Origin of the sequence: Bacillus luti, from assembly GCF_001884105.1 — a bacterium.
Taxonomy (GTDB): Bacteria; Bacillota; Bacilli; order Bacillales; family Bacillaceae_G; genus Bacillus_A; species Bacillus_A luti.
The window spans coordinates 204,207-222,699 of record NZ_MACI01000069.1; the positions used below are offsets into that span (position 1 = coordinate 204,207).

The 18,493-nt window shown below is 32.5% G+C and carries 19 protein-coding genes; 12 read left to right on the top strand and 7 right to left on the bottom strand.

The window, feature by feature from the left end; translation table 11 throughout:
• Positions 1 to 21 precede the first annotated feature (21 nt).
• Positions 22 to 1,476 (top strand): pyridoxal phosphate-dependent decarboxylase family protein, encoded by a 1,455-nt coding sequence (locus BAQ48_RS17125; RefSeq protein WP_071712055.1) that lies wholly within the window; start codon positions 22 to 24, stop codon positions 1,474 to 1,476.
• 120 nt (positions 1,477 to 1,596) lie between these two features.
• On the opposite strand, the gene BAQ48_RS17130 is transcribed toward BAQ48_RS17125, so the two are convergent.
• Together BAQ48_RS17130 and BAQ48_RS17135 are read right to left on the bottom strand one after the other, a co-directional pair.
• The gene (locus tag BAQ48_RS17130) at positions 1,597 to 2,553 is read right to left on the bottom strand and encodes an alpha/beta hydrolase (protein WP_071712057.1); all 957 of its coding nucleotides are present in this window, start codon (positions 2,551 to 2,553) and stop codon (positions 1,597 to 1,599) included.
• A gap of 508 nt (positions 2,554 to 3,061) precedes the next feature.
• Complete coding sequence (locus BAQ48_RS17135) at positions 3,062 to 4,063, bottom strand: alpha/beta hydrolase (protein WP_000577713.1); 1,002 nt, start codon at positions 4,061 to 4,063, stop codon at positions 3,062 to 3,064.
• A 582-nt stretch (positions 4,064 to 4,645) separates the two neighbouring features.
• Here BAQ48_RS17135 and BAQ48_RS17140 point away from each other — a divergent pair.
• Together BAQ48_RS17140 and BAQ48_RS17145 are read left to right on the top strand one after the other, a co-directional pair.
• Positions 4,646 to 6,076 carry an ABC transporter permease gene (locus tag BAQ48_RS17140; protein WP_071712058.1) on the top strand — a complete coding sequence of 477 codons (1,431 nt, stop codon included), beginning with the start codon at positions 4,646 to 4,648 and terminating at the stop codon, positions 6,074 to 6,076.
• Between the two features lie 11 nt (positions 6,077 to 6,087).
• Entirely contained in the window at positions 6,088 to 6,765 is a 678-nt protein-coding gene (locus BAQ48_RS17145) for an ABC transporter ATP-binding protein (RefSeq protein WP_000447849.1), read from the top strand.
• 295 nt (positions 6,766 to 7,060) lie between these two features.
• Here BAQ48_RS17145 and BAQ48_RS17150 read toward each other — a convergent pair whose 3' ends face one another.
• The 4 genes from BAQ48_RS17150 to BAQ48_RS17165 form a co-directional block, all read right to left on the bottom strand.
• On the bottom strand, positions 7,061 to 7,243 hold the full coding sequence (locus tag BAQ48_RS17150; RefSeq protein ID WP_000273233.1) for a hypothetical protein: 183 nt from the start codon (positions 7,241 to 7,243) through the stop codon (positions 7,061 to 7,063).
• A 201-nt stretch (positions 7,244 to 7,444) separates the two neighbouring features.
• The gene (locus BAQ48_RS17155; protein ID WP_001167130.1) at positions 7,445 to 7,981 is read right to left on the bottom strand and encodes a DinB family protein; all 537 of its coding nucleotides are present in this window, start codon (positions 7,979 to 7,981) and stop codon (positions 7,445 to 7,447) included.
• A gap of 319 nt (positions 7,982 to 8,300) precedes the next feature.
• Positions 8,301 to 9,773 (bottom strand): sensor histidine kinase, encoded by a 1,473-nt coding sequence (locus BAQ48_RS17160; protein WP_071712060.1) that lies wholly within the window; start codon positions 9,771 to 9,773, stop codon positions 8,301 to 8,303.
• Complete coding sequence (locus BAQ48_RS17165; protein WP_000800739.1) at positions 9,766 to 10,431, bottom strand: response regulator transcription factor; 666 nt, start codon at positions 10,429 to 10,431, stop codon at positions 9,766 to 9,768. Before BAQ48_RS17165 ends, BAQ48_RS17160 begins: the two co-directional genes overlap by 8 nt.
• 446 nt (positions 10,432 to 10,877) lie before the next feature.
• On the opposite strand from BAQ48_RS17165, the gene BAQ48_RS17170 reads away from it, so the two are divergent.
• The 4 genes from BAQ48_RS17170 (at position 10,878) to BAQ48_RS17185 (ending at position 13,631) form a co-directional block, all read left to right on the top strand.
• Positions 10,878 to 11,570, top strand: coding sequence for an HAD family hydrolase (locus BAQ48_RS17170; RefSeq protein ID WP_071712062.1), 693 nt, complete (start codon positions 10,878 to 10,880; stop codon positions 11,568 to 11,570).
• Positions 11,571 to 11,744: 174 nt separating this feature from the next.
• Positions 11,745 to 12,116, top strand: coding sequence for a DUF4180 domain-containing protein (locus tag BAQ48_RS17175; RefSeq protein WP_071712064.1), 372 nt, complete (start codon positions 11,745 to 11,747; stop codon positions 12,114 to 12,116).
• An 84-nt stretch (positions 12,117 to 12,200) separates the two neighbouring features.
• The gene (locus BAQ48_RS17180; protein ID WP_084064772.1) at positions 12,201 to 12,725 is read left to right on the top strand and encodes a MepB family protein; all 525 of its coding nucleotides are present in this window, start codon (positions 12,201 to 12,203) and stop codon (positions 12,723 to 12,725) included.
• Positions 12,726 to 12,863: 138 nt separating this feature from the next.
• Complete coding sequence (locus tag BAQ48_RS17185; protein WP_071712067.1) at positions 12,864 to 13,631, top strand: arylamine N-acetyltransferase family protein; 768 nt, start codon at positions 12,864 to 12,866, stop codon at positions 13,629 to 13,631.
• A gap of 19 nt (positions 13,632 to 13,650) precedes the next feature.
• On the opposite strand, the gene BAQ48_RS17190 is transcribed toward BAQ48_RS17185, so the two are convergent.
• Positions 13,651 to 13,833, bottom strand: a complete 183-nt coding sequence (locus BAQ48_RS17190) for a hypothetical protein (protein WP_071712068.1) — start codon at positions 13,831 to 13,833, stop codon at positions 13,651 to 13,653.
• A 144-nt stretch (positions 13,834 to 13,977) separates the two neighbouring features.
• Here BAQ48_RS17190 and BAQ48_RS17195 point away from each other — a divergent pair, with 144 nt between their 5' ends.
• The 5 genes from BAQ48_RS17195 (at position 13,978) to BAQ48_RS17215 (ending at position 18,343) form a co-directional block, all read left to right on the top strand.
• Positions 13,978 to 14,631 (top strand): YdeI/OmpD-associated family protein, encoded by a 654-nt coding sequence (locus BAQ48_RS17195; protein ID WP_071712069.1) that lies wholly within the window; start codon positions 13,978 to 13,980, stop codon positions 14,629 to 14,631.
• Between the two features lie 127 nt (positions 14,632 to 14,758).
• A complete protein-coding gene (locus BAQ48_RS17200) occupies positions 14,759 to 15,874 on the top strand; it encodes an NAD(P)/FAD-dependent oxidoreductase (protein ID WP_071712070.1) in 1,116 nt (371 codons plus the stop codon).
• 170 nt (positions 15,875 to 16,044) lie between these two features.
• The gene (locus BAQ48_RS17205; protein ID WP_071712071.1) at positions 16,045 to 16,494 is read left to right on the top strand and encodes an NUDIX hydrolase; all 450 of its coding nucleotides are present in this window, start codon (positions 16,045 to 16,047) and stop codon (positions 16,492 to 16,494) included.
• Between the two features lie 179 nt (positions 16,495 to 16,673).
• Entirely contained in the window at positions 16,674 to 17,636 is a 963-nt protein-coding gene (locus BAQ48_RS17210; RefSeq protein WP_071712072.1) for a helix-turn-helix transcriptional regulator, read from the top strand.
• Between the two features lie 74 nt (positions 17,637 to 17,710).
• The gene (locus BAQ48_RS17215; RefSeq protein ID WP_071712073.1) at positions 17,711 to 18,343 is read left to right on the top strand and encodes a type 1 glutamine amidotransferase family protein; all 633 of its coding nucleotides are present in this window, start codon (positions 17,711 to 17,713) and stop codon (positions 18,341 to 18,343) included.
• Positions 18,344 to 18,493 lie beyond the last annotated feature (150 nt).

Below are 18,493 nucleotides of genomic sequence, written 5' to 3' on the forward strand. Positions count from 1 at the left end.
AATAGAATAGGAGTAAACCAAATGACAAAAAACTTGCAGTTATCAGCCGAAGAGATGCGTCAGTTAGGATATCAAGCGGTTGACTTGATTGTTGATCATATGAATCATTTAAAAAGTAAACCAGTTTCGGAAACAATTGATAGTAATATTTTTAGAGACAAGCTAATTGAAACGATTCCGGAAAACGGATCTAATCCAAAAGAATTACTTCATTTTCTTAATAACAATGTGTTTAATCAAATTACTCATGTGGATCATCCTCATTTTATGGCTTTTGTGCCAGGTCCTAATAATTATGTTGGTGTATTAGCAGATTTTTTAGCAAGTGGGTTTAATGTATTTCCTACAGCTTGGATAGTAGGTGCAGGTGCTGAACAAATTGAATTAACGACAATTAACTGGTTAAAATCAATGCTAGGATTTCCTGATTCAGCTGAAGGACTATTTGTCAGTGGCGGTTCCATGGCTAATTTGACTGCACTTACTGTAGCGAGACAGGTCAAGTTGAATAATGACATAGAAAATGCGATTGTTTATTTTTCTAACCAAACTCATTTTTCTGTAGATCGAGCACTTAAAGTATTAGGTTTTAAACAGCATCAAATTTGCCGAATTGAGACAGATGAAGATTTAAAAATTTCAGTTAGTACTTTAAGAAAGCAAATAAAAGAAGATCGATTAAAAGGGAAAAAACCATTCTGTGTTATTGCTAATGCAGGGACAACGAATTGCGGAGCGGTGGACTCCCTCGATGAATTGGCTGATCTATGTGGTGATGAAGATATATGGCTACACGCGGATGGGGCTTATGGGGCTGCAGCAATTCTTAGCGAAAAAGGAAGAGGGTTGTTAAGTGGAATTCATCGTGCCGATTCTTTAACGTTAGACCCGCACAAATGGCTTTTTCAGCCTTATGATGTTGGTTGTGTACTCATTCGAAATAGCCAATATTTAAGTAAAACATTCCGTATGATTCCAGAGTATATTAAGGATACGGAAACTAATATAGAAGAAAAGGTGAATTTTGGGGAGCGTGGAATTGAACTTTCTCGTAGATTTAGGGCATTAAAGGTATGGCTTTCTTTTAAAGTATTTGGAGTCACAGCTTTTCGCGAGGCAATTGATCATGGCATTATGTTGGCTGAACAAGTTGAAGAGTTTTTAAGGAAAGAAAAAGATTGGGAAGTGGTAACACCTGCACAGTTAGGAATTGTTACTTTTCGTTATATTCCATGTGAGCTAACATCTACAGATACAATTCATGAAATAAACAAAAAATTGGTGGAAGAAATTAATCAGAGAGGATTTGCTATGCTAAGTACGACTAAATTAAAAGAAAAAGTAGTAATTCGACTTTGCTCTATCAACCCAAGGACAACAAAAGAAGAAATACTTCAAATCATGATGAACATAAAAGCATTAGCAGAGGAAATAAACAAATCGCCTAAACATCTTATATCTGTTTCTCAACCTTGATATATTAGGTGAATTTTACATATTAATAGCCGATTTTAAATGAGAATCGGCTATTATATTTAAATGATAAATAACACTCACAAATGTATACTATTTATGAGTGTTTCTCTTGTAATGGGATTAAGCCTCAACCTTAGATACTCGTTTGAACCCAGTTTTTATTGCTTGTACTATTTCGTTTACAGCATAAATAGATACATCGGCATTTGGATTTAACCCTTCAAACCAGTGATAGGCATTTGGATATAAATGAAACTCGACATCAACACCAGCTTGCGCTAGTTTGCTTACATAGGTTAATGTTTCGCTTCGGAATGGATCTAATTGACCAACAAATGTGTAAGTATACGGTAAGTCACTATAATCCTCAGCTCGAGAAGGCGCTGCATAGGCAGGGATTTGATCCGTTCCATACATTTCTCCTAAATACATTTTCCAGCCAGCTTCATTTGCCTTTTGGTTCCAAACAAATCCCTCTTTAATTTCATTCGCTGAAGGTGTATTATTTCGGTCATCAATCATTGGATATAGTGGCATTTGTAAACAAATTGAAGGATATTTTCGATCTCGGGCTATTAATGATAATGCTGCTGTTAGTCCACCGCCAGCGCTTACTCCTGCAACCCCAATTCGATTTGAATCAATGTTTAATGACTTTGCATTATCAGCAATCCATTTTAAAGCTGAATAACAATCCTCAATTGGTGCTGGATAAGGGTGTTCAGGTGCTAAGCGGTAGTCTACAGACACGACCACACAGCCAGCTTCTTTTACAAACCTCATACAAGTATCATCGTTATCATCTATAGACCCTAAGATATAACCACCACCATGTATCCATAATAAGACAGGTAAAGGTTCATGATTTGATTTTGGACGATAAATTCTTAATGGTAACGGATTATCATCAGGTCCAACAATGACTTTATCTGTTAAAGAAAGGGAGTCATCAACAACGGTAGGTGGTCTCATTTGAGCTATTCCTTCTCTGATTGATTGCAAGTTTTCCGGGCGTAAATCGAGATCCGGAAACATTTCTAACCCTTGTAATAATTCTGGATTTACTCTAGTTTTCATTTTAGCACCTCTATTTGTAATTGTTTTCAAATAAATGAAGTGTATTCTAAGTAGTTTAATTGTGAAAGAACACCACAATTAAATTGTAAATTGGATATGTTATAATGGTCAACAGAATATTCGGAAATTAAAACCTTTCTCAAGAAGGAGTTTCATGCAATTAATAATACAAGTAGTGGATTTAAGAGCAAAGTGTTTTAATGTCGTTGCATTTATGTACATTTAGTTGTCTGATTAAACCAAGTGATACTTGTTCGAATGCATACTCGGAAAAAATTCATGCATATATATGATTTCATGAAATCCTCATACACAAGTATTAATATAGGAGAACAGTAGAAAAATTTCTTTTTGAGTTTAGAAAAGGATTAGATTCTTTTTCCTTAATTAGTTTTTTATTTTATTTCATTTTCAAATCGTGTAAGGTTAAGGGCAAAGATTTACAAATGTGACTAGTAAAAAAACTAATAATACAAGTATAAGATTATGTACTTAGTAATCTCTCACTTTAAGACATGACATTGGATAAGTGCGGGAAGTTCAATTGATTTTGAATAAAATTGATAGTATCAGTTGCAATTTTTTTACGTTTAAGAACTATCCCGGCATGCCCACATGTATAAATATATCGTGTAGGTCTTTCCCAAGATTCCCACAAGTAGTCTGTATCCTCAGAATGCACATATAGATCATGCTTACCTGAAATTAATAAAATATTTTCTTTTTGTACTTTTGGCAATGCTTGACTCGGTTCAGTGATTCGCCAATAATCTATTAAATCATCATACGTAACACCATGATGTTCTAAGTCTTCTCTAATAAATTTACCCGGAGTTGTATTCCAAATAGAATAAGAAAGTCGATTTGCATAGAAAATGGATGCTAACACATCAATTTCTTCTTCAACAAGAGAGGTTAAGTTAGTAATAAATCCACCTAAACTAATCCCTATTAGAATCAGGGGACCATTTTTATTTGCTTTAATCCATTTGATCAAAGCTCGTAAATCAGCTACCGCTTGTCTAGTTGCTTGTACTGTTCGTTCAATATTTGCACTTACCATGTACTCGCCACTGAATAGGGATTGATCGGGTTTTCTTTCAAAATGATAGGGTAGAGTGAAATAATACATATTCCACTTCAGGCTGGTCATATGATCGTGGAATATTTTTTTAACACGTTCGTTAGAATCCATTCTCCAACCGTGAACGAAGATGACATGAGGTGCATCTTCATTTTTATGTAAGAATAATTCCCCAGTTACAGAATCGTTGCGTGAATAACCAGATTGAACCGCGCTTTTATATTTGAATTGCCCAGCCACGTATTCATTTTCCTGCTTTAAATACTTAATGTTAAAATGAATATAGGGTGGTTTTACTTTATAAAAAGATTCTATGTCCTTTATATTTAATGAAGTGTTAGAAAGGGAAGTATACTGAAACGCTACACTTCTTTTTTTGTGTAAATCATATAAGGCGTACCGATCAATGAGTTTTGAAAAAATCAAATTAACCTCCTCCAAAATACATATTGTTTAAAACATAGACAAAATTTATGTTTTAAATCAATTAGGAAATATCCCCTTTTCCTAATAGTAGGTGCTTGAATTATAAAAACAGGTCATAAAGTTTTATATTATATTATAAAACTTGCAATAAAATAAAACTATAAAAAATTCATACTAAAATTTAAAAAGCAAGTTAATATTCTTATCCATATAAAAGAATGTTAACTTGCTTCTTTTCTTATTAAAAGATGTAATCTCTATGAAGGAACTTAACAATAGATATTTACAAATAGGTTCTCTATATTTATCGTGTAGAAATTATACAATAAATATATTTTTCATGTTACATACATTAAATTAAGCTTAACCTCTCTCTTTTTTCTATAAGTCTCTTAAATTGACTAACTCCTTACCAATATTCAAAAACGACTGCGTTTTTGAATTTGTGTTCTAGCTTTTCTTGAACAGGTAAATGAATAACTACACATGAACTCCTTATATCTCTAGTTAAACTACCGATTAGCTCCATATAAACTCTAGATAACCTATATAGAATACAAGTTATCAAGGAGGTAAGAAAAAATGAATTTTATGAAACGAGCAATTCTCAGTATGAAAAAAAGAGTAGGAACATCATTAATTTTGATGGCAGTATTTCTGATTGTTACAAATTTGGTACTTTCAGGTTTCACAATCCAAAATGCATCAAAAAAAGCGGCGGATGCTGCAAGAAAAAAACTAGGTGCAGATGTTACTTTAAGTCTTGATTTCGACAAATTAGGTCAACAAGCTCGTGAAACCGGAGAGATGTCTAATCCACCGAAGCTTAACACAAAAGAAGCAGATCAATTAGCGAAGTCAAATTATGTAAAAGACTATAATTACATAGGCAATACTTTCGGAATGTCTGATGGGCTTAAACTAGTAGGAGCTTCAGAGGGAGAAGATGAAGGAAAAGGTAAAGTGGGAATGGCGGCTGTACGAGGCGGTTCAAGCTCCGGTACAGAAATAGATATGAATGCTTCTTTTATGATTGAGGGAGTTCGCAAGACAACATTGCAAGAAAGCTTTAAAAACGGAAAAAGTAAAATCATTGATGGAAAACCAATTACAGAACAGATGAAAGATCAGAATGTAACTTTAATGGAAAAACGATTAGCGGAATTAAATAATTTGAAAGTAGGAGACAAAGTTAAAGTGCAATCAGGGGATAAGAAGGAAACCCTCGAGATTGAAATTATCGGTATTTACGAAACGAATGAGCAAGCAATGGGTCAACAAGCCCCCCCTATAATGGATCCCGCTAATAAACTATATATGCCACATTCAACTATGAAAAAATTAGAAGTAGACCAAGGTATAAGTAGTGTTCAAGTCGTGTATTTCTTGAATGATCCACAATACATTGATGCATTTAAAAAAGAAGCAAAAAAATCTAATATTGATTTTAATTATTATAAATTAGATGCACATGATTCATTGTACAAACAAATGATTGGTCCTATCGAGAATATCTCTTCGACTTCTCAAATGATTATTTATATTGTATCGATTGCTGGTGCGGTTATTTTAGGATTAATCATTATGCTATCAATTAAAGGACGTCGTAAGGAAATGGGGATTCTGTTATCTATTGGAGAGAAAAAGTGGAAACTGATGGCGCAGTTTGTAGTAGAAGTAGTATGTGTCGCTATTTTAGCATTTGGATTATCCGTAACAACAGGGGATAAAGTTTCTCAATATATCGGGGATCATTTACTTTCGAGTGAAATTGCTACTGCAAGCGAAGAAACAGACACCTCGCAAAATGGTACTGTAATGATGGCTGGACCTGGTGGTACATTACAAAATCCAAAAGAAGATCCAATTGATAAAATTGATGTAAGTGTAACAGGAGAAGATGTAGGGAAAATGGGTGGAATTGGACTAGCTATTGCTATAATAGCAACGCTTCTTCCAGCATTATCTATTCTACGTTTAAATCCAAAACAAATTCTTTTAAAAGATGAATAAGGAGGCTCAATATGGAAACGATTTTACAATTTAAAAATTTGGATTATTATTATGAAAGTAATGGGAAAAATGTAGCGATACTAGACAATGTTAACTTTTCTTTTCAAAAAGGGCATTTCTATACAATTTTAGGACCATCCGGATCTGGCAAAACCACAACTCTAAGCTTAGGTTGTGGACTAGATGTCCCTAAAAATGGTTATGTACTGTATAATGGAAAAGATATTCGGAAAATTGGTTTGGATCGATATCGTAATCAAAATGTATCTGTAATTTTCCAATCTTATAATTTGATTACCTATATGACTGCTCTTCAAAATGTCTTAACAGCGATGGAAATTACAGGTGTTAAAGTGAAAAATAAGACGGTAAGGGCATTAGAGTTATTAGAGAAAGTAGGACTCACAGAAGTAGAAGCGAAACGTAACGTCTTGCAACTAAGTGGCGGGCAACAACAGCGTGTAGCAATTGCTCGAGCGTTATCTTGTAATGTTGATTTACTGATTGCGGATGAGCCGACAGGAAACCTCGACGAGGAAACCGCAATGGATATTATAGAACTGTTTCAAGAACTTGCACATAAAGAGAATAAATGCATTATTGTTGTGACGCACTCACAGGAGGTTGCTAAAAAATCAGATCGTGCAGTGTATTTAAGTAAGAAAAAGTTGGTCGTAAGTGAAATCTAATATAAACATCGTAGCTGTTAAATTCACATAATTTTCAAAATCTAAACCTTTCAAAAGCTTATATTTGATTTATAATAAAATCAAGCCATAATCAAAATGGTCTCCCTGTACTGAATATTAAGATAGTTTGTTGTTCCCGTTTTAATAATATTTGAAAAAGAACTTGTAGGATATTCTACAGGTTCTTTTTATTATAATTGGTTACTTATATCATGGGATAATTACACATAAAAAACGGGACATTACCTAGATGTATGATCTAAATATCGTCCCGTTTACCTATGTATCTGTATAGTTATTGCAGAATTAAACCTACAATCATAATTAAACTAAATACTATCATCCAACCAAACGCACAATAGCCGAATATTCTAATCCATTTAGGTAATTGATGCATGTTAATTTTATTTGTGGGAACTCCTTGCATGGAAAACATCATTTTTTGATCTCTATCTCTATTATTTTGTTGTTCATACATAATATCATCACCTTTCCAGAACTACTGTGTATATAGTATATCAACCTAAAGAAAATTATGTACAGAATAAGAGGGGATAGCATATATATTATGTGGTGAATTTTATAAATAAAGGCATTTAATCGCCATGATTCTAAGTGTTAATCCGTTATAAATACTGAAAAAGAGCCCTACATAAATAGGATTCTTTTTCTTCAAATATTAACTTTCTGGATATGCATCAGAACCAAAATAACGTTCTTTTATAATTTGAAGATGATGAAGCTCATGACCAGCAATGATGTATGCTAATGCACGAACTGTAACTTCAGAATTATTCGCATTTCCTCTTTGTGACCAAGCTTCTTTATCTAAGCTTCTAAGTAAATACAGGGTAGATTGGCGAACAACTATTAAATTCTCAAGAAGATCTTGCATAGATTGCTTATCAAAAGCAGCCCTAAGAACATACATATCATCATTATAGCCTGGAAGTTCTGCTGTCTCGCCTCGAGCGATAGATAGCAATCGATACGCCATAATACGTTCTGTATCTGCTATATGACCGATTACTTCTTTTATACTCCATTTAGTAGGAGCATACCGGAAAAGTCCCTCACTATCAGAAATTCTCTTTAATAAAAGATTCGTTTCCTTCATTTGTTGTTCTAGAGTATGTATGATATTTCCGTCTGATACCAAGTTGGTATACGTTGCATAATAGGAGTTATATTCACTTACCTTTGGTCTTATTTGCATACGAATCATCCTTTATGTTTAATCTTTACATATAGCTTATCATAAAAGAATTCCAAATTAATCTGAAAAATGAAGGTAAATATACATTTTTCATCCTCCTTTTCAGTTTCATAGATGAAATGCATCTCAAATAAGAGAATCTAATTTGCTGCTAAGCGGAATTTTGTTTTTTGCTGTTATAGTAGAAGGTGAATATTTAAGTTAGATACAGTATTGTCACTACTTATGATGATTACTATGTAAAAAGTAGCATACGTCATTAAACGAAAAGCCTGTTATAAGTTTATACTTACTACAAAAACAAACAAACTCGTCCTATTTAAAGGAGAGTTTGTTTGTTTTTGTGTTTAGATAATGGAATACTCATGCTAAATTGCACACTATGTTCCATATTTTTTATAGAATACTTTATATCTAGTCTTTCGAGAATTTGTTTAACAATATATAGCCCTAAACCACTTCCTCCAGTATTTCGATTCCTAGATTTTTCAATTCGATAAAATGGTTTGAAAATTTGTTGTATATCTTCATCTTTAATATTGACACCTGTATTTATAATTTGCATTTCGATTTGACCTTGTTTCGAATCCCTACTTAACTTTATATAGACTTTTTCATTATGTGGTGAATACATAACCGCATTATGGATAATATTTTTACATGCTTTTTCTAAAAGAGCACAATCTGTATAAATAGAAAGATCAGAATCAATTTCTTTTATTATTTCGATGCTTTTTTGAGAAGCAAAAAATTCGAGATCTTTTGTGATTGTACCTATTAACTTTGAAGGATTAACTTCCTCTACTTTTAGTTTGAAGGTGTGTTGTTCTAATTTCGATACACTTAAAATTTCACGAACTAATTGTTCCATACTTTCAATAATTTGATGATTTTTCTTTAAATATTGATCGCGATTTTGATAAGGGCCAATATTGTATATCATCCCTTCTAAGTATCCTTTCATTACAGTAAGAGGGGACTTTAATTCATGTGCTACAATCGCAAAAAACTCTCTGCGTTTTGTTTCTATTTCTCTTTCTTTTTCAATATCATTTTTTAATTGTTCATTTGCTTTTTTTAAATCAAACATAGCTTGTTGTAAGTTAATAGACATGTCATTCAAACTATTAGACAATTCTCCTAACTCATCTGTAGAGCGAACCTCAATTTTTTCGGAGAAATCTAAATTTGCCATCTTTTGTGCACCTTCATTAATATAAATAAGTGGCTTTGTAATAAACCTGGAATAAAAATAAGCACTCCCTATACCAATTACGAGTACAATGATACTAATATAGGGGAGAAAGCGTACTAAAACCTGTGAAGCTTCATCAATCGGTTGAAATGTAGCAAACACTACAAGCGTTAAACTACCATCTTGAAATTGAATTGGTTTCGTAACGTTATATGAATTGCTAAGGGTACTTGCATTCTCGAACCGTGTTGCTCTAGTAACTACTGTTGTTTGCGAACCACTTTGAGTAAAAGAAAATGAAGGAGAGTATTTAATTATTCCCTCATTATTTTGAAGATAAAGCATCGCATTATTTTTTTTTGCATATTCATCAAAAAGTGGTATCGCATCTTGAAACGTAAGATCTTTAGACTTATCAATGATTTCTTTTATCCCTGTTTGAAGTTGATCTGTTTTGTATTGCTCATAAAATGTAGGGAGAAAGAAGTATAAAGTTAAATAAATCAATACTGCAAAGGATAACAAAATGAGAGATGTAGTCATAAAGAGTTTATAAGTAATTTGCTTCATCTTCATGAGTTTCACAATACTATTCATCAATTTTATAACCAATACCTTTTATTGTTTTAATATAAGGGATAGCTAATTTTTTGCGTAGATTTTTAATATGTGTATCAATTATTCGTGTTTCTCCAAAATAATCGTACCCCCAAACCTTCTCTACGATATTTTCTCTTGTAAGTACTTTTCTCTCATTTTGAAATAGTAGTTGTAGAATTTCAAACTCTTTTGTCGTTAATATAATTTCAACGTCATTTACATAGACTCTATATGCATCCACATCGATACGAACTTCTTTAAATATCAAATGATTATTTACATTTTTATCATAACTTCTTCTAAGTACAGCTTCGACTCGTCTAATCAAAACATGAAATGAAAAGGGTTTTGTTATATAATCATCGATCCCAAGATCGAATCCTTTCATTTGATCTTCTTCTTCTTCCAACGCAGTTAGCATAATAATTGGTACGTTTGACTGACTTCGAATCATTTTAGAAACTTCAAATCCATTAAGATTGGGCATCATGACATCTAGAAGAATTAAATCAAAGGATTGCTTATTAAATTGTGTCATACCCTCTAGTCCATCTGAAGCGACTACCACTGTATACTGCTGTGTCATTAAAAATTGTTTAATTAATTCCTGAATTTCTTGATCGTCCTCAACCACGAGGATATGATAATTTTTCATAATATCACCTCTGGTAGTCATTATAGCCGTACAATCTGGAGTTTATGTGGAGATACAGTAGTAAACTTCATAGGACGTTTACTACCAAAAAGTATTATTAGCTATATTCCTTTTTTATGGAGAAATAATTGCTTAAAAAAACTTATCGTATGAATTGATGTACGATTAATATTTACGAAAAACTAATGTATAATAACGTGAATTGTATGTAGTTTCTTAAATTTCGAAAAATATACTTCTGCTTCTTTACCAAAAGAGGAAAAGGAATTTCAATATAGAAGAAGCTACTGTAATACTAGAGTGTGTGCCAAGAACTTTGGATTTCTTTCATCTAGTTTCTATTTAATCGTTAATCACTACATAACAATGTTCTTGCTAAACCAAAAGTTTAAAGGTACAAACTTGGAGAGATTTATATAATGCTAGAAAGGTTGTGAAATGATTTGATGAGTTATAAAGCGATGCTGTTTGATTTAGATGATACATTACTTGATAGGGATAAAGCAGTAGAAGCATTATTTTTAATTGTTTTAGAAAAGTGGTATGAAAATGTAGATGGTGCGACTAAAAGCAACATGTTACAGAAATTCAAAGAATACGATAAAAGAGAATATGGCATAAGTAATAAAACGACAGTTTTAGAATCATTGTTTGATGAATTCACGCCGAAGTATAGATTGCCACGCAATTGCATCCAAGATTTTTGGAATAATAATTTCCCTAGATGTTTTTCAATAGACCAAAATACTATTCATTTCTTAAATCAAATAAAGAAGCACTTTAAAGTTGGAATTATAACAAATGGCTCAACTCAGAGGCAAAAGGCTAAAATAATTAACACGAATTTAAACAATTACTTTGATACGATCATTATTTCTGAAGAAGTGGGATTTAGTAAACCTGATAAACGTATATTCGAACTAGCATTAAATAAGCTAAATTTACAGCCGGAAAATACTTTATTTGTTGGGGATGACTTAGAAAAGGATATTGCTGGTCCTCAAAATGTAAATATAAAAGGGGTGTGGTTTAACCCTCAGAAAATCAAGAATACTACCAAAATACAACCATATGCCGAGATTAACACTTTGGATAGTTTGTTAAGTTATGTTACTCCACAATATTTTTATAACAAGTAAAATCAATTTCATATATATTCAAAAATTTCATTGACCGTATTGGTAAGATAAAGATCTATATTTACAATAAAAAAGAGGCAATTTTAATAGCTGCGGCTAATTTAATCTATGATTAATATGAAGTTTTGTAAAACAATTTCACTCATACAGTGTACATTATAAAGGGGTGGGACTATGGAAATAAAGAAAGTAGTAATCGATGGAATCAATATTGCGGTCATTAGAAACGATAAGGTATTAATATCCGATGTTCAATCTGCATTAGATACTATGGCAACAGTTCAATATGAGGTAAATGCGAAACATATTATTATCCATAAATCTTTAATAAGTGAAGATTTCTTTGATCTAAAAACACGTCTGGCGGGCGATATCCTTCAAAAATTTATAAACTACAAGGTAAAGATTGCTATCATTGGAGATTTCTCTATGTATACTAGTAAAAGCTTAAAGGATTTTATTTATGAATGTAATAAAGGGAAAGATATTTTTTACTTAGCAACTGAACAACAAGCAATTGAAAAACTAAGTACATTAAAGCAATAATAATAACCTAGTAAAATTCCCCTCTTTTTCACATCGCTTATTATTTACAACATATAAGAACTGACGTTTGTGATAAACTAAGAAATGAATAAAGGGGGAATTTTCTTGAACAATTTTAATGATATAATCCACAATTTAAACAGCATAGTTTACAAACCTAACAATTTAATGATTACGAATCTAAAAGAAGAAAAACAAAACGCAGAATATGCAGGATGTATATTTCACTTAAATAACAAAACCATTCGTTTTAGAAAATCAAAAATTACTCCTAATAAAATTGGTCAATTTGTTTCTTTTTGGGAGAAAGATGATAATATGCAAAATCAAGCGTTTTCTTATGACGCTGCTCCTGACTTATTAGTTATTACTTGTATAGATGAAAATAAACTAGGACAATTTATTTTCCCTAAAGAGATTCTTCTTAAGGAAAAAATCTTGAGAACACAAAATCAAAAAGGCAAGATGGCTATGAGGATTTATCCGATCTGGGATAAGCCTGTCAGCAACCAAGCTAAAAAGAGCCAAATGTGGCAGCTTCAATATTTTGTTAATTTAAGTGATCATCATAATTTACCTATAGACAAACTATTAAATTTGTATTCATAGCTTCTTATCTTAAGTAATCTTGTAGGTTAGACTTTTTGTACCGGTACAGTTACATGAAATGTACATTGTTTCAGTACCCCATCAAATTTACAATCAGCATATACTGTTTTAACTTATACATTTTAAGGGGTGCTGACTATGACAAGTCTACAACATAAGCTTTTTACAAGATTGAATATTGCAAAGCGTACTGAAGTGAAGTTTGAAGAATTAAATACAATTCTCTTTGCATTTGCACACACTATACCATTTGAGAATTTAGATGTTATAGCAGGTAATACGCATACAATTACTATGGAAAATTTACAGGATAAAATTTTAACTAGATCCCGCGGCGGACTTTGTTATGAATTAAACACTCTTTTTTACTACTTTTTAAAAGATTGTGGTTATGATGTACAACTTGCATTAGGTACCGTATATAAAAATGATATAAACGCTTGGGCACTTGAAGATGGGCATATAACGATTATTCTAAATTACGATAACGTACGATACGTAATTGATGTAGGTATTGCTTCTTTAGTACCTCTAGTTCCTGTATCTTTTACTGGTGAGCCTGTTTCTTCTAAAAATGGTACGTATCGAGTTAGACGAAAAGATACGAGTAAAGGGAATTACGTTCTAGAAAGAAAAGATACGAATGGTGAGTGGAAAGTATGTCATGCTTTTTATAATCGTATCATTGATGAGGCAGTAGTGAATGATGTTCAAAAAAGAGTAGTAGAAGATGAGAAATCTATTTTCAATAAAGGACCCATTGCGGTCAAATTGACGGACTCTGGCCATGTCTCTTTAACAAATACTAGTTTCACTGAAATAGTTCATGGTGAAAAAGCGAAACGTGAAATTACAGAAAATCAATATAGAAAGCTTTTATATACTTTATTTGCTATTGAGTTGTGAATATACAAATAGCCGGTTCTTATTCAGAATCGGCTATTTGTATAATTTTTGGTTTGAAAGGTTTTCTTCTAATGTGTTTAGGGAACTGTGGTATAGTTAATGTTTTTAATGTTTCTGCAGCCTCTTCGTATGAATTAAAAACTGGTTCTTTTCCATCATCCCCCTGTAAAACTAGTCCTTCATCTCGGATTACATACGGCATAAAACGACCCCTTTAAATAAAGATTTTTGTTCTTTTGAAACAGAATAACACTATTTAAAGTTTGATTTTCTTAATAGATATAATACACTAGAACAGTATAAAAAAAGTATATAAAATGAATATTGGATGTAAAGGAAGATTATTATGTCAGTAATTGATAAATTGAAACTAAATAAGTATACAAATATGGTTGTTATTAATGAACCAAGTGATTATGACATTTTTACAGGTAAAGAAACATCATTTTCAAAAGAACATGATGCTGTTTTTATTTTTGTAGAAACGCTTGATGAGATGGTAGAGCATACAAATTTCATTATTAAAAATGAAGAGTTGTTACTTGAGAAAGGGTATGTATTTTTTGCGTATCCGAAAAAAGGTAATTCTCGTTATAGTACTTTTATTCATCGTGATGAAATGTTTCCAGCTTTAAATGTTGGAGAAGATGGGTATGTAGGAAAGAGCGATATTAAATTTGCGCGAATGGTAAGTATGGATGACGTCTTCACTGTTGTAGGCTTAAAGTGTGAGAAGAAAAAAGCGACGAAAACACCTGCAATGAGCCAATGTGTAGCTGATTATGCAGATCGAATTCAAGATGTTGAAGCTTTATTAGCTAATCATCCAAATGAACTTACGTTTTATCAAAGTTTAACACCTGGATACCAAAAAGATTGGGCGCGTAATTTATTTTCTGTAAAACAAGAAAAAACACGTGAAAAACGTCTTGAGAAAATGATTGAAATCCTTTCACAAGGATATAAAACAATTGAATTATTCCGTAAGAAGAAAAAATAATGATTAGGAACGTCACAATGATGCAACAATTAATTGGGATGAGTACATTGAAAAAAGTATTCCTTCCATTATACTAAGGAATGTTCTTATATTTATATAATTAGTAAAAAAAGAAAAGGTGTTTAAAATGAAATCGTATATTGTAGTTGGAGCCGGTATTTTAGGAGCGTCTACTGCTTATCATCTTGCTAAGGCTGGCGCGAACGTTATTATCGTGGATCGTCAACAAGTAGGTCAAGCAACTGATGCAGCAGCCGGTATTGTCTGTCCATGGCTTTCACAACGTCGTAATAAGGCATGGTATAAAATCGTTAAAGGCGGTGCGCGTTACTATTCTTCGTTAATTCAGCAATTAGAAGAAGACGGTGAAACGGATACAGGTTACAACCGTGTAGGTGCAATTAGTTTACATACTGATGAGAAAAAATTAGATCAAATGGAAGAGCGAGCGTATAAACGCCGTGAAGATGCACCGGAAATTGGTGAAATCACTCGCTTATCAGCTGAAGAAACGAAAAAATTATTCCCAGCATTATCAGAAGAATATAGTTCTGTTCACATTAGTGGTGCTGCACGAGTAAACGGAAGATTATTACGCAACGCATTAATAAGCGCTGCGAAAAAACATGGTGCAACTTTTATAAAAGGCGATGCAGTATTAGTCCGTGAAGGTAATCATATTACGGGAGTTAAAGTAAACGATGAAACAATTTTATCAGAAAAGGTTATTGTAACTGCAGGTGCATGGGCGAATGAAATCTTAAACCCATTAGGAATTAATTTCTTAGTTACGTTCCAAAAAGGACAAATTGTTCATTTGCAAATGGAAAATACAGCAACAGAAAATATGCCTGTTGTTATGCCGCCAAACGATCAATATATTTTAACGTTTGATAATGGTCATTTCGTAATTGGTGCAACACATGAGAATGATACTGGTTTCGATCACCGTGTAACTGCAGGTGGTTTAAACGAAGTTTTCCATAAAGCAATAACAGTTGCACCTGGATTAGAAAATGCTACCATGCTTGAAACGAGAGTTGGATTCAGACCATTTACGCCAGGATTCTTACCTGTTATTGGCCCGCTTCCTAACTTTGAAGGTATTCTCGTTGCGAACGGATTAGGTGCTTCAGGTTTAACGGCAGGTCCATATTTAGGGTCAGAACTTGCTAAATTAGCGCTGGGACAACCGATTGAATTAGATTTAAATGATTATGACGTTGCTGGCGCAATTGAATAACATGGAGTACTAATCAGTTTTTCTTCGTTAAGAGTAAGCCTGTTTATGAAAAATAAAATACTTTAAAAATAGAGGGCCGACACGATAAACCTGCATTATTAATGTAGAATTGTGATGTTGGCTCTTTATTCATATTTATTTAAAGCTTATTTTCGAGAGGAGGTTAAGCAATGCGAGCACCCTATCAAGTATTGATATTTCCTTATATAAAAACTGATGATTCTATTCAATATGCCATTTTCAACCGAAGTGATTATGGTTATTGGCAAGGAATTGCTGGTGGTGGAGAGGACGGTGAGATTCCTATTGAATCAGCAAAACGGGAAGCGTTTGAAGAAGCTGGTATTATAAGAGAATATCCATATATAAAATTAGATTCTGTGTCTTCACTACCAGTAGAGGATGTAGTTGGAGGATTCCTTTGGGGAGAAGACGTTTATGTAATAAAAGAATTTTCTTTTGGAGTTAAAGTCCCTACAAAAAACATCTCATTATCTAAAGAACATTTCCATTATAAATGGTTATGCTTTGAGGAAGCAGTAAAGCTTTTGAAATGGGATAGTAACAAAACAGCATTGTGGGAATTAAACAAAAGACTATTAAAACAATTAAAGTGTTAGCTAACAAAAATATTAGTGGAATAAGAATTGAACAATTAAGACAAGCCTTGCTACACTTCATATGTAGCAAGTTTTTTCATAGCGTCGTTTTTTTAAACCAAATTGTGATCAAATGATGAGTTACACCAAATATCGGAAATATATAATAGAAAATAAATTTCATATAGAGGTGAAATTATATGCCTAAAATTGATAATATGTTAGCGATTCTATGGATGCTTCGTTCAGGTAAAAAAATTACTGCAAATCAAATCTCAGAAAAGTTAGAGATTAATATAAGGACTGTGTATCGTTATATTGATACACTTTCAACAAGTGGCGTACCTATAATTTCAGAACCAGGACATAACGGTGGATACACTTTACTGAATAATTTTATTGAGGCTCCTCTTTTTTTTGATTTTGAGGAGCAAACTTCACTATTTCACGCTGCTGTTTTCGCAGAAGAAGCCGGATATTATGGAGGTGAAGCACTAAATAGGGCCATTTCAAAACTAAGTAAATACTCAAATCAAGAGCAGGAAACAAAGATAAACCAACATTTAACTAATCTTGAAGTAATAAGTCGATTACGTCCACTCTCTATAGAACCTTTTTTGAAGGAGTTGGAGCAGGCCGTAGCTGACGGGTATTCAGTAAAAATTCTTTACCATAAAAGTGGCGAAAAGCAATTAAATTATAGATTAGTCGATCCATACAGAATTATCTTTTGGAATAATAAGTGGTATGTGATTGGATTTTGTCATCTTAGGAATGATATCCGTAGTTTTAGAGTAGATCGAATTGAAAGTCTAATGCTAACCGAAAATAAGTTTAACCGGCCAAAAGATTTTTCAGCACGTGACTTTTTTATAAAAAACCTCCTTCCAACTATAGAAGATAAGGAAGGGATTATTTCTTTGGTTATTAATGGAGATAAAAGTGTATTGGCTGATATTTGCCAGCATTGGTTTTTAGGACATTATTTACAAGAACGGACTTCAAATCAAGCAGTTTTTCTTCTTGAAAAAGATATAATTCATACATATGTACCTTATTTACTTTTACCGTACAATAAATCTATTAAAGTTATTGAGCCGATAAGTCTTAAGAAAAGACTTATTGAAGTTCTGTCGGAATTAATAAAATTTCATCAAGTATGATAACTTCCCTGACGTTAGCTGTCAGGGAAGTTATCATATAATAGCTATATCAATTGTGATTGGAGTGCTATTGGATGCAAACAAAAAAAGTTTTTCTATATGTATTTAATACAATGTCGGACTGGGAATATGGATATTTAATTGCTGAACTAAACTCAGGAAGATATTTCAAAAAAGATTTAGCACCTTTAAAAGTAATTACAGTAGGAGCTAATAAAGAATTGATTACTACTATGGGAGGACTGAGCATAAAACCAGATATTTCCCTTGATGAATGTATTCTTGAGAGTAAAGATCTTTTAATTTTACCAGGAGGGACTACTTGGAGTGAAGAAATTCATCAACCTATCTTGGAGAGAATTGGCCAAGCTTTAAAGCTGGGCACTATTGTTGCTGCAATTTGTGGTGCAACTGATGCCCTCGCGAATATGGGATACTTGGATACTAGAAAACATACAAGTAATAACCTAGAATATACTAAAATGGTATGTCCTAATTATAAAGGAGAAAAGTTCTATGAGTTGGGATCTGCGGTATCTGATGCGAATTTAGTTACTGCATCAGGAATAGCTCCTCTGGAATTTGCAATGGAGGTACTGAAAAAAATAGATGTATTTACACCAGATGCATTACATTCATGGTATAACCTAAATAAGACTCATAAACCTGAATACTTCTTCCAGTTAATGAATTCAATAACTAGATGAGCTAAAAAAAAACAACTTAGCAGATTTATATTAGTTTAAATAAAAACCATGCTTTAGACAACGTCAAAGCATGGTTTTTGAATATAATTTAAAAATGCTTATAGGGCTTATAGGGGTTTGATCCCTTATAGAGGAATAGGAATGAAAAAG

Excerpts from the sequence above, each read along its gene's own strand:
- BAQ48_RS17180 (WP_084064772.1), top strand. The coding sequence starts at position 12,201 with ATGAATAAAGGGGGAATTTTCTTGAACAATTTTAATGATATAATCCAC.
- BAQ48_RS17150 (WP_000273233.1), bottom strand. The coding sequence starts at position 7,243 with ATGTATGAACAACAAAATAATAGAGATAGAGATCAAAAAATGATGTTT.
- BAQ48_RS17215 (WP_071712073.1), top strand. The coding sequence starts at position 17,711 with ATGCAAACAAAAAAAGTTTTTCTATATGTATTTAATACAATGTCGGAC.
- BAQ48_RS17130 (WP_071712057.1), bottom strand. The coding sequence starts at position 2,553 with ATGAAAACTAGAGTAAATCCAGAATTATTACAAGGGTTAGAAATGTTT.
- BAQ48_RS17160 (WP_071712060.1), bottom strand. The coding sequence starts at position 9,773 with ATGAATAGTATTGTGAAACTCATGAAGATGAAGCAAATTACTTATAAA.
- BAQ48_RS17170 (WP_071712062.1), top strand. The coding sequence starts at position 10,878 with ATGAGTTATAAAGCGATGCTGTTTGATTTAGATGATACATTACTTGAT.
- BAQ48_RS17125 (WP_071712055.1), top strand. The coding sequence starts at position 22 with ATGACAAAAAACTTGCAGTTATCAGCCGAAGAGATGCGTCAGTTAGGA.
- BAQ48_RS17195 (WP_071712069.1), top strand. The coding sequence starts at position 13,978 with ATGTCAGTAATTGATAAATTGAAACTAAATAAGTATACAAATATGGTT.
- BAQ48_RS17210 (WP_071712072.1), top strand. The coding sequence starts at position 16,674 with ATGCCTAAAATTGATAATATGTTAGCGATTCTATGGATGCTTCGTTCA.
- BAQ48_RS17165 (WP_000800739.1), bottom strand. The coding sequence starts at position 10,431 with ATGAAAAATTATCATATCCTCGTGGTTGAGGACGATCAAGAAATTCAG.
- BAQ48_RS17175 (WP_071712064.1), top strand. The coding sequence starts at position 11,745 with ATGGAAATAAAGAAAGTAGTAATCGATGGAATCAATATTGCGGTCATT.
- BAQ48_RS17145 (WP_000447849.1), top strand. The coding sequence starts at position 6,088 with ATGGAAACGATTTTACAATTTAAAAATTTGGATTATTATTATGAAAGT.
- BAQ48_RS17185 (WP_071712067.1), top strand. The coding sequence starts at position 12,864 with ATGACAAGTCTACAACATAAGCTTTTTACAAGATTGAATATTGCAAAG.
- BAQ48_RS17140 (WP_071712058.1), top strand. The coding sequence starts at position 4,646 with ATGAATTTTATGAAACGAGCAATTCTCAGTATGAAAAAAAGAGTAGGA.
- BAQ48_RS17155 (WP_001167130.1), bottom strand. The coding sequence starts at position 7,981 with ATGCAAATAAGACCAAAGGTAAGTGAATATAACTCCTATTATGCAACG.
- BAQ48_RS17190 (WP_071712068.1), bottom strand. The coding sequence starts at position 13,833 with ATGCCGTATGTAATCCGAGATGAAGGACTAGTTTTACAGGGGGATGAT.
- BAQ48_RS17200 (WP_071712070.1), top strand. The coding sequence starts at position 14,759 with ATGAAATCGTATATTGTAGTTGGAGCCGGTATTTTAGGAGCGTCTACT.
- BAQ48_RS17205 (WP_071712071.1), top strand. The coding sequence starts at position 16,045 with ATGCGAGCACCCTATCAAGTATTGATATTTCCTTATATAAAAACTGAT.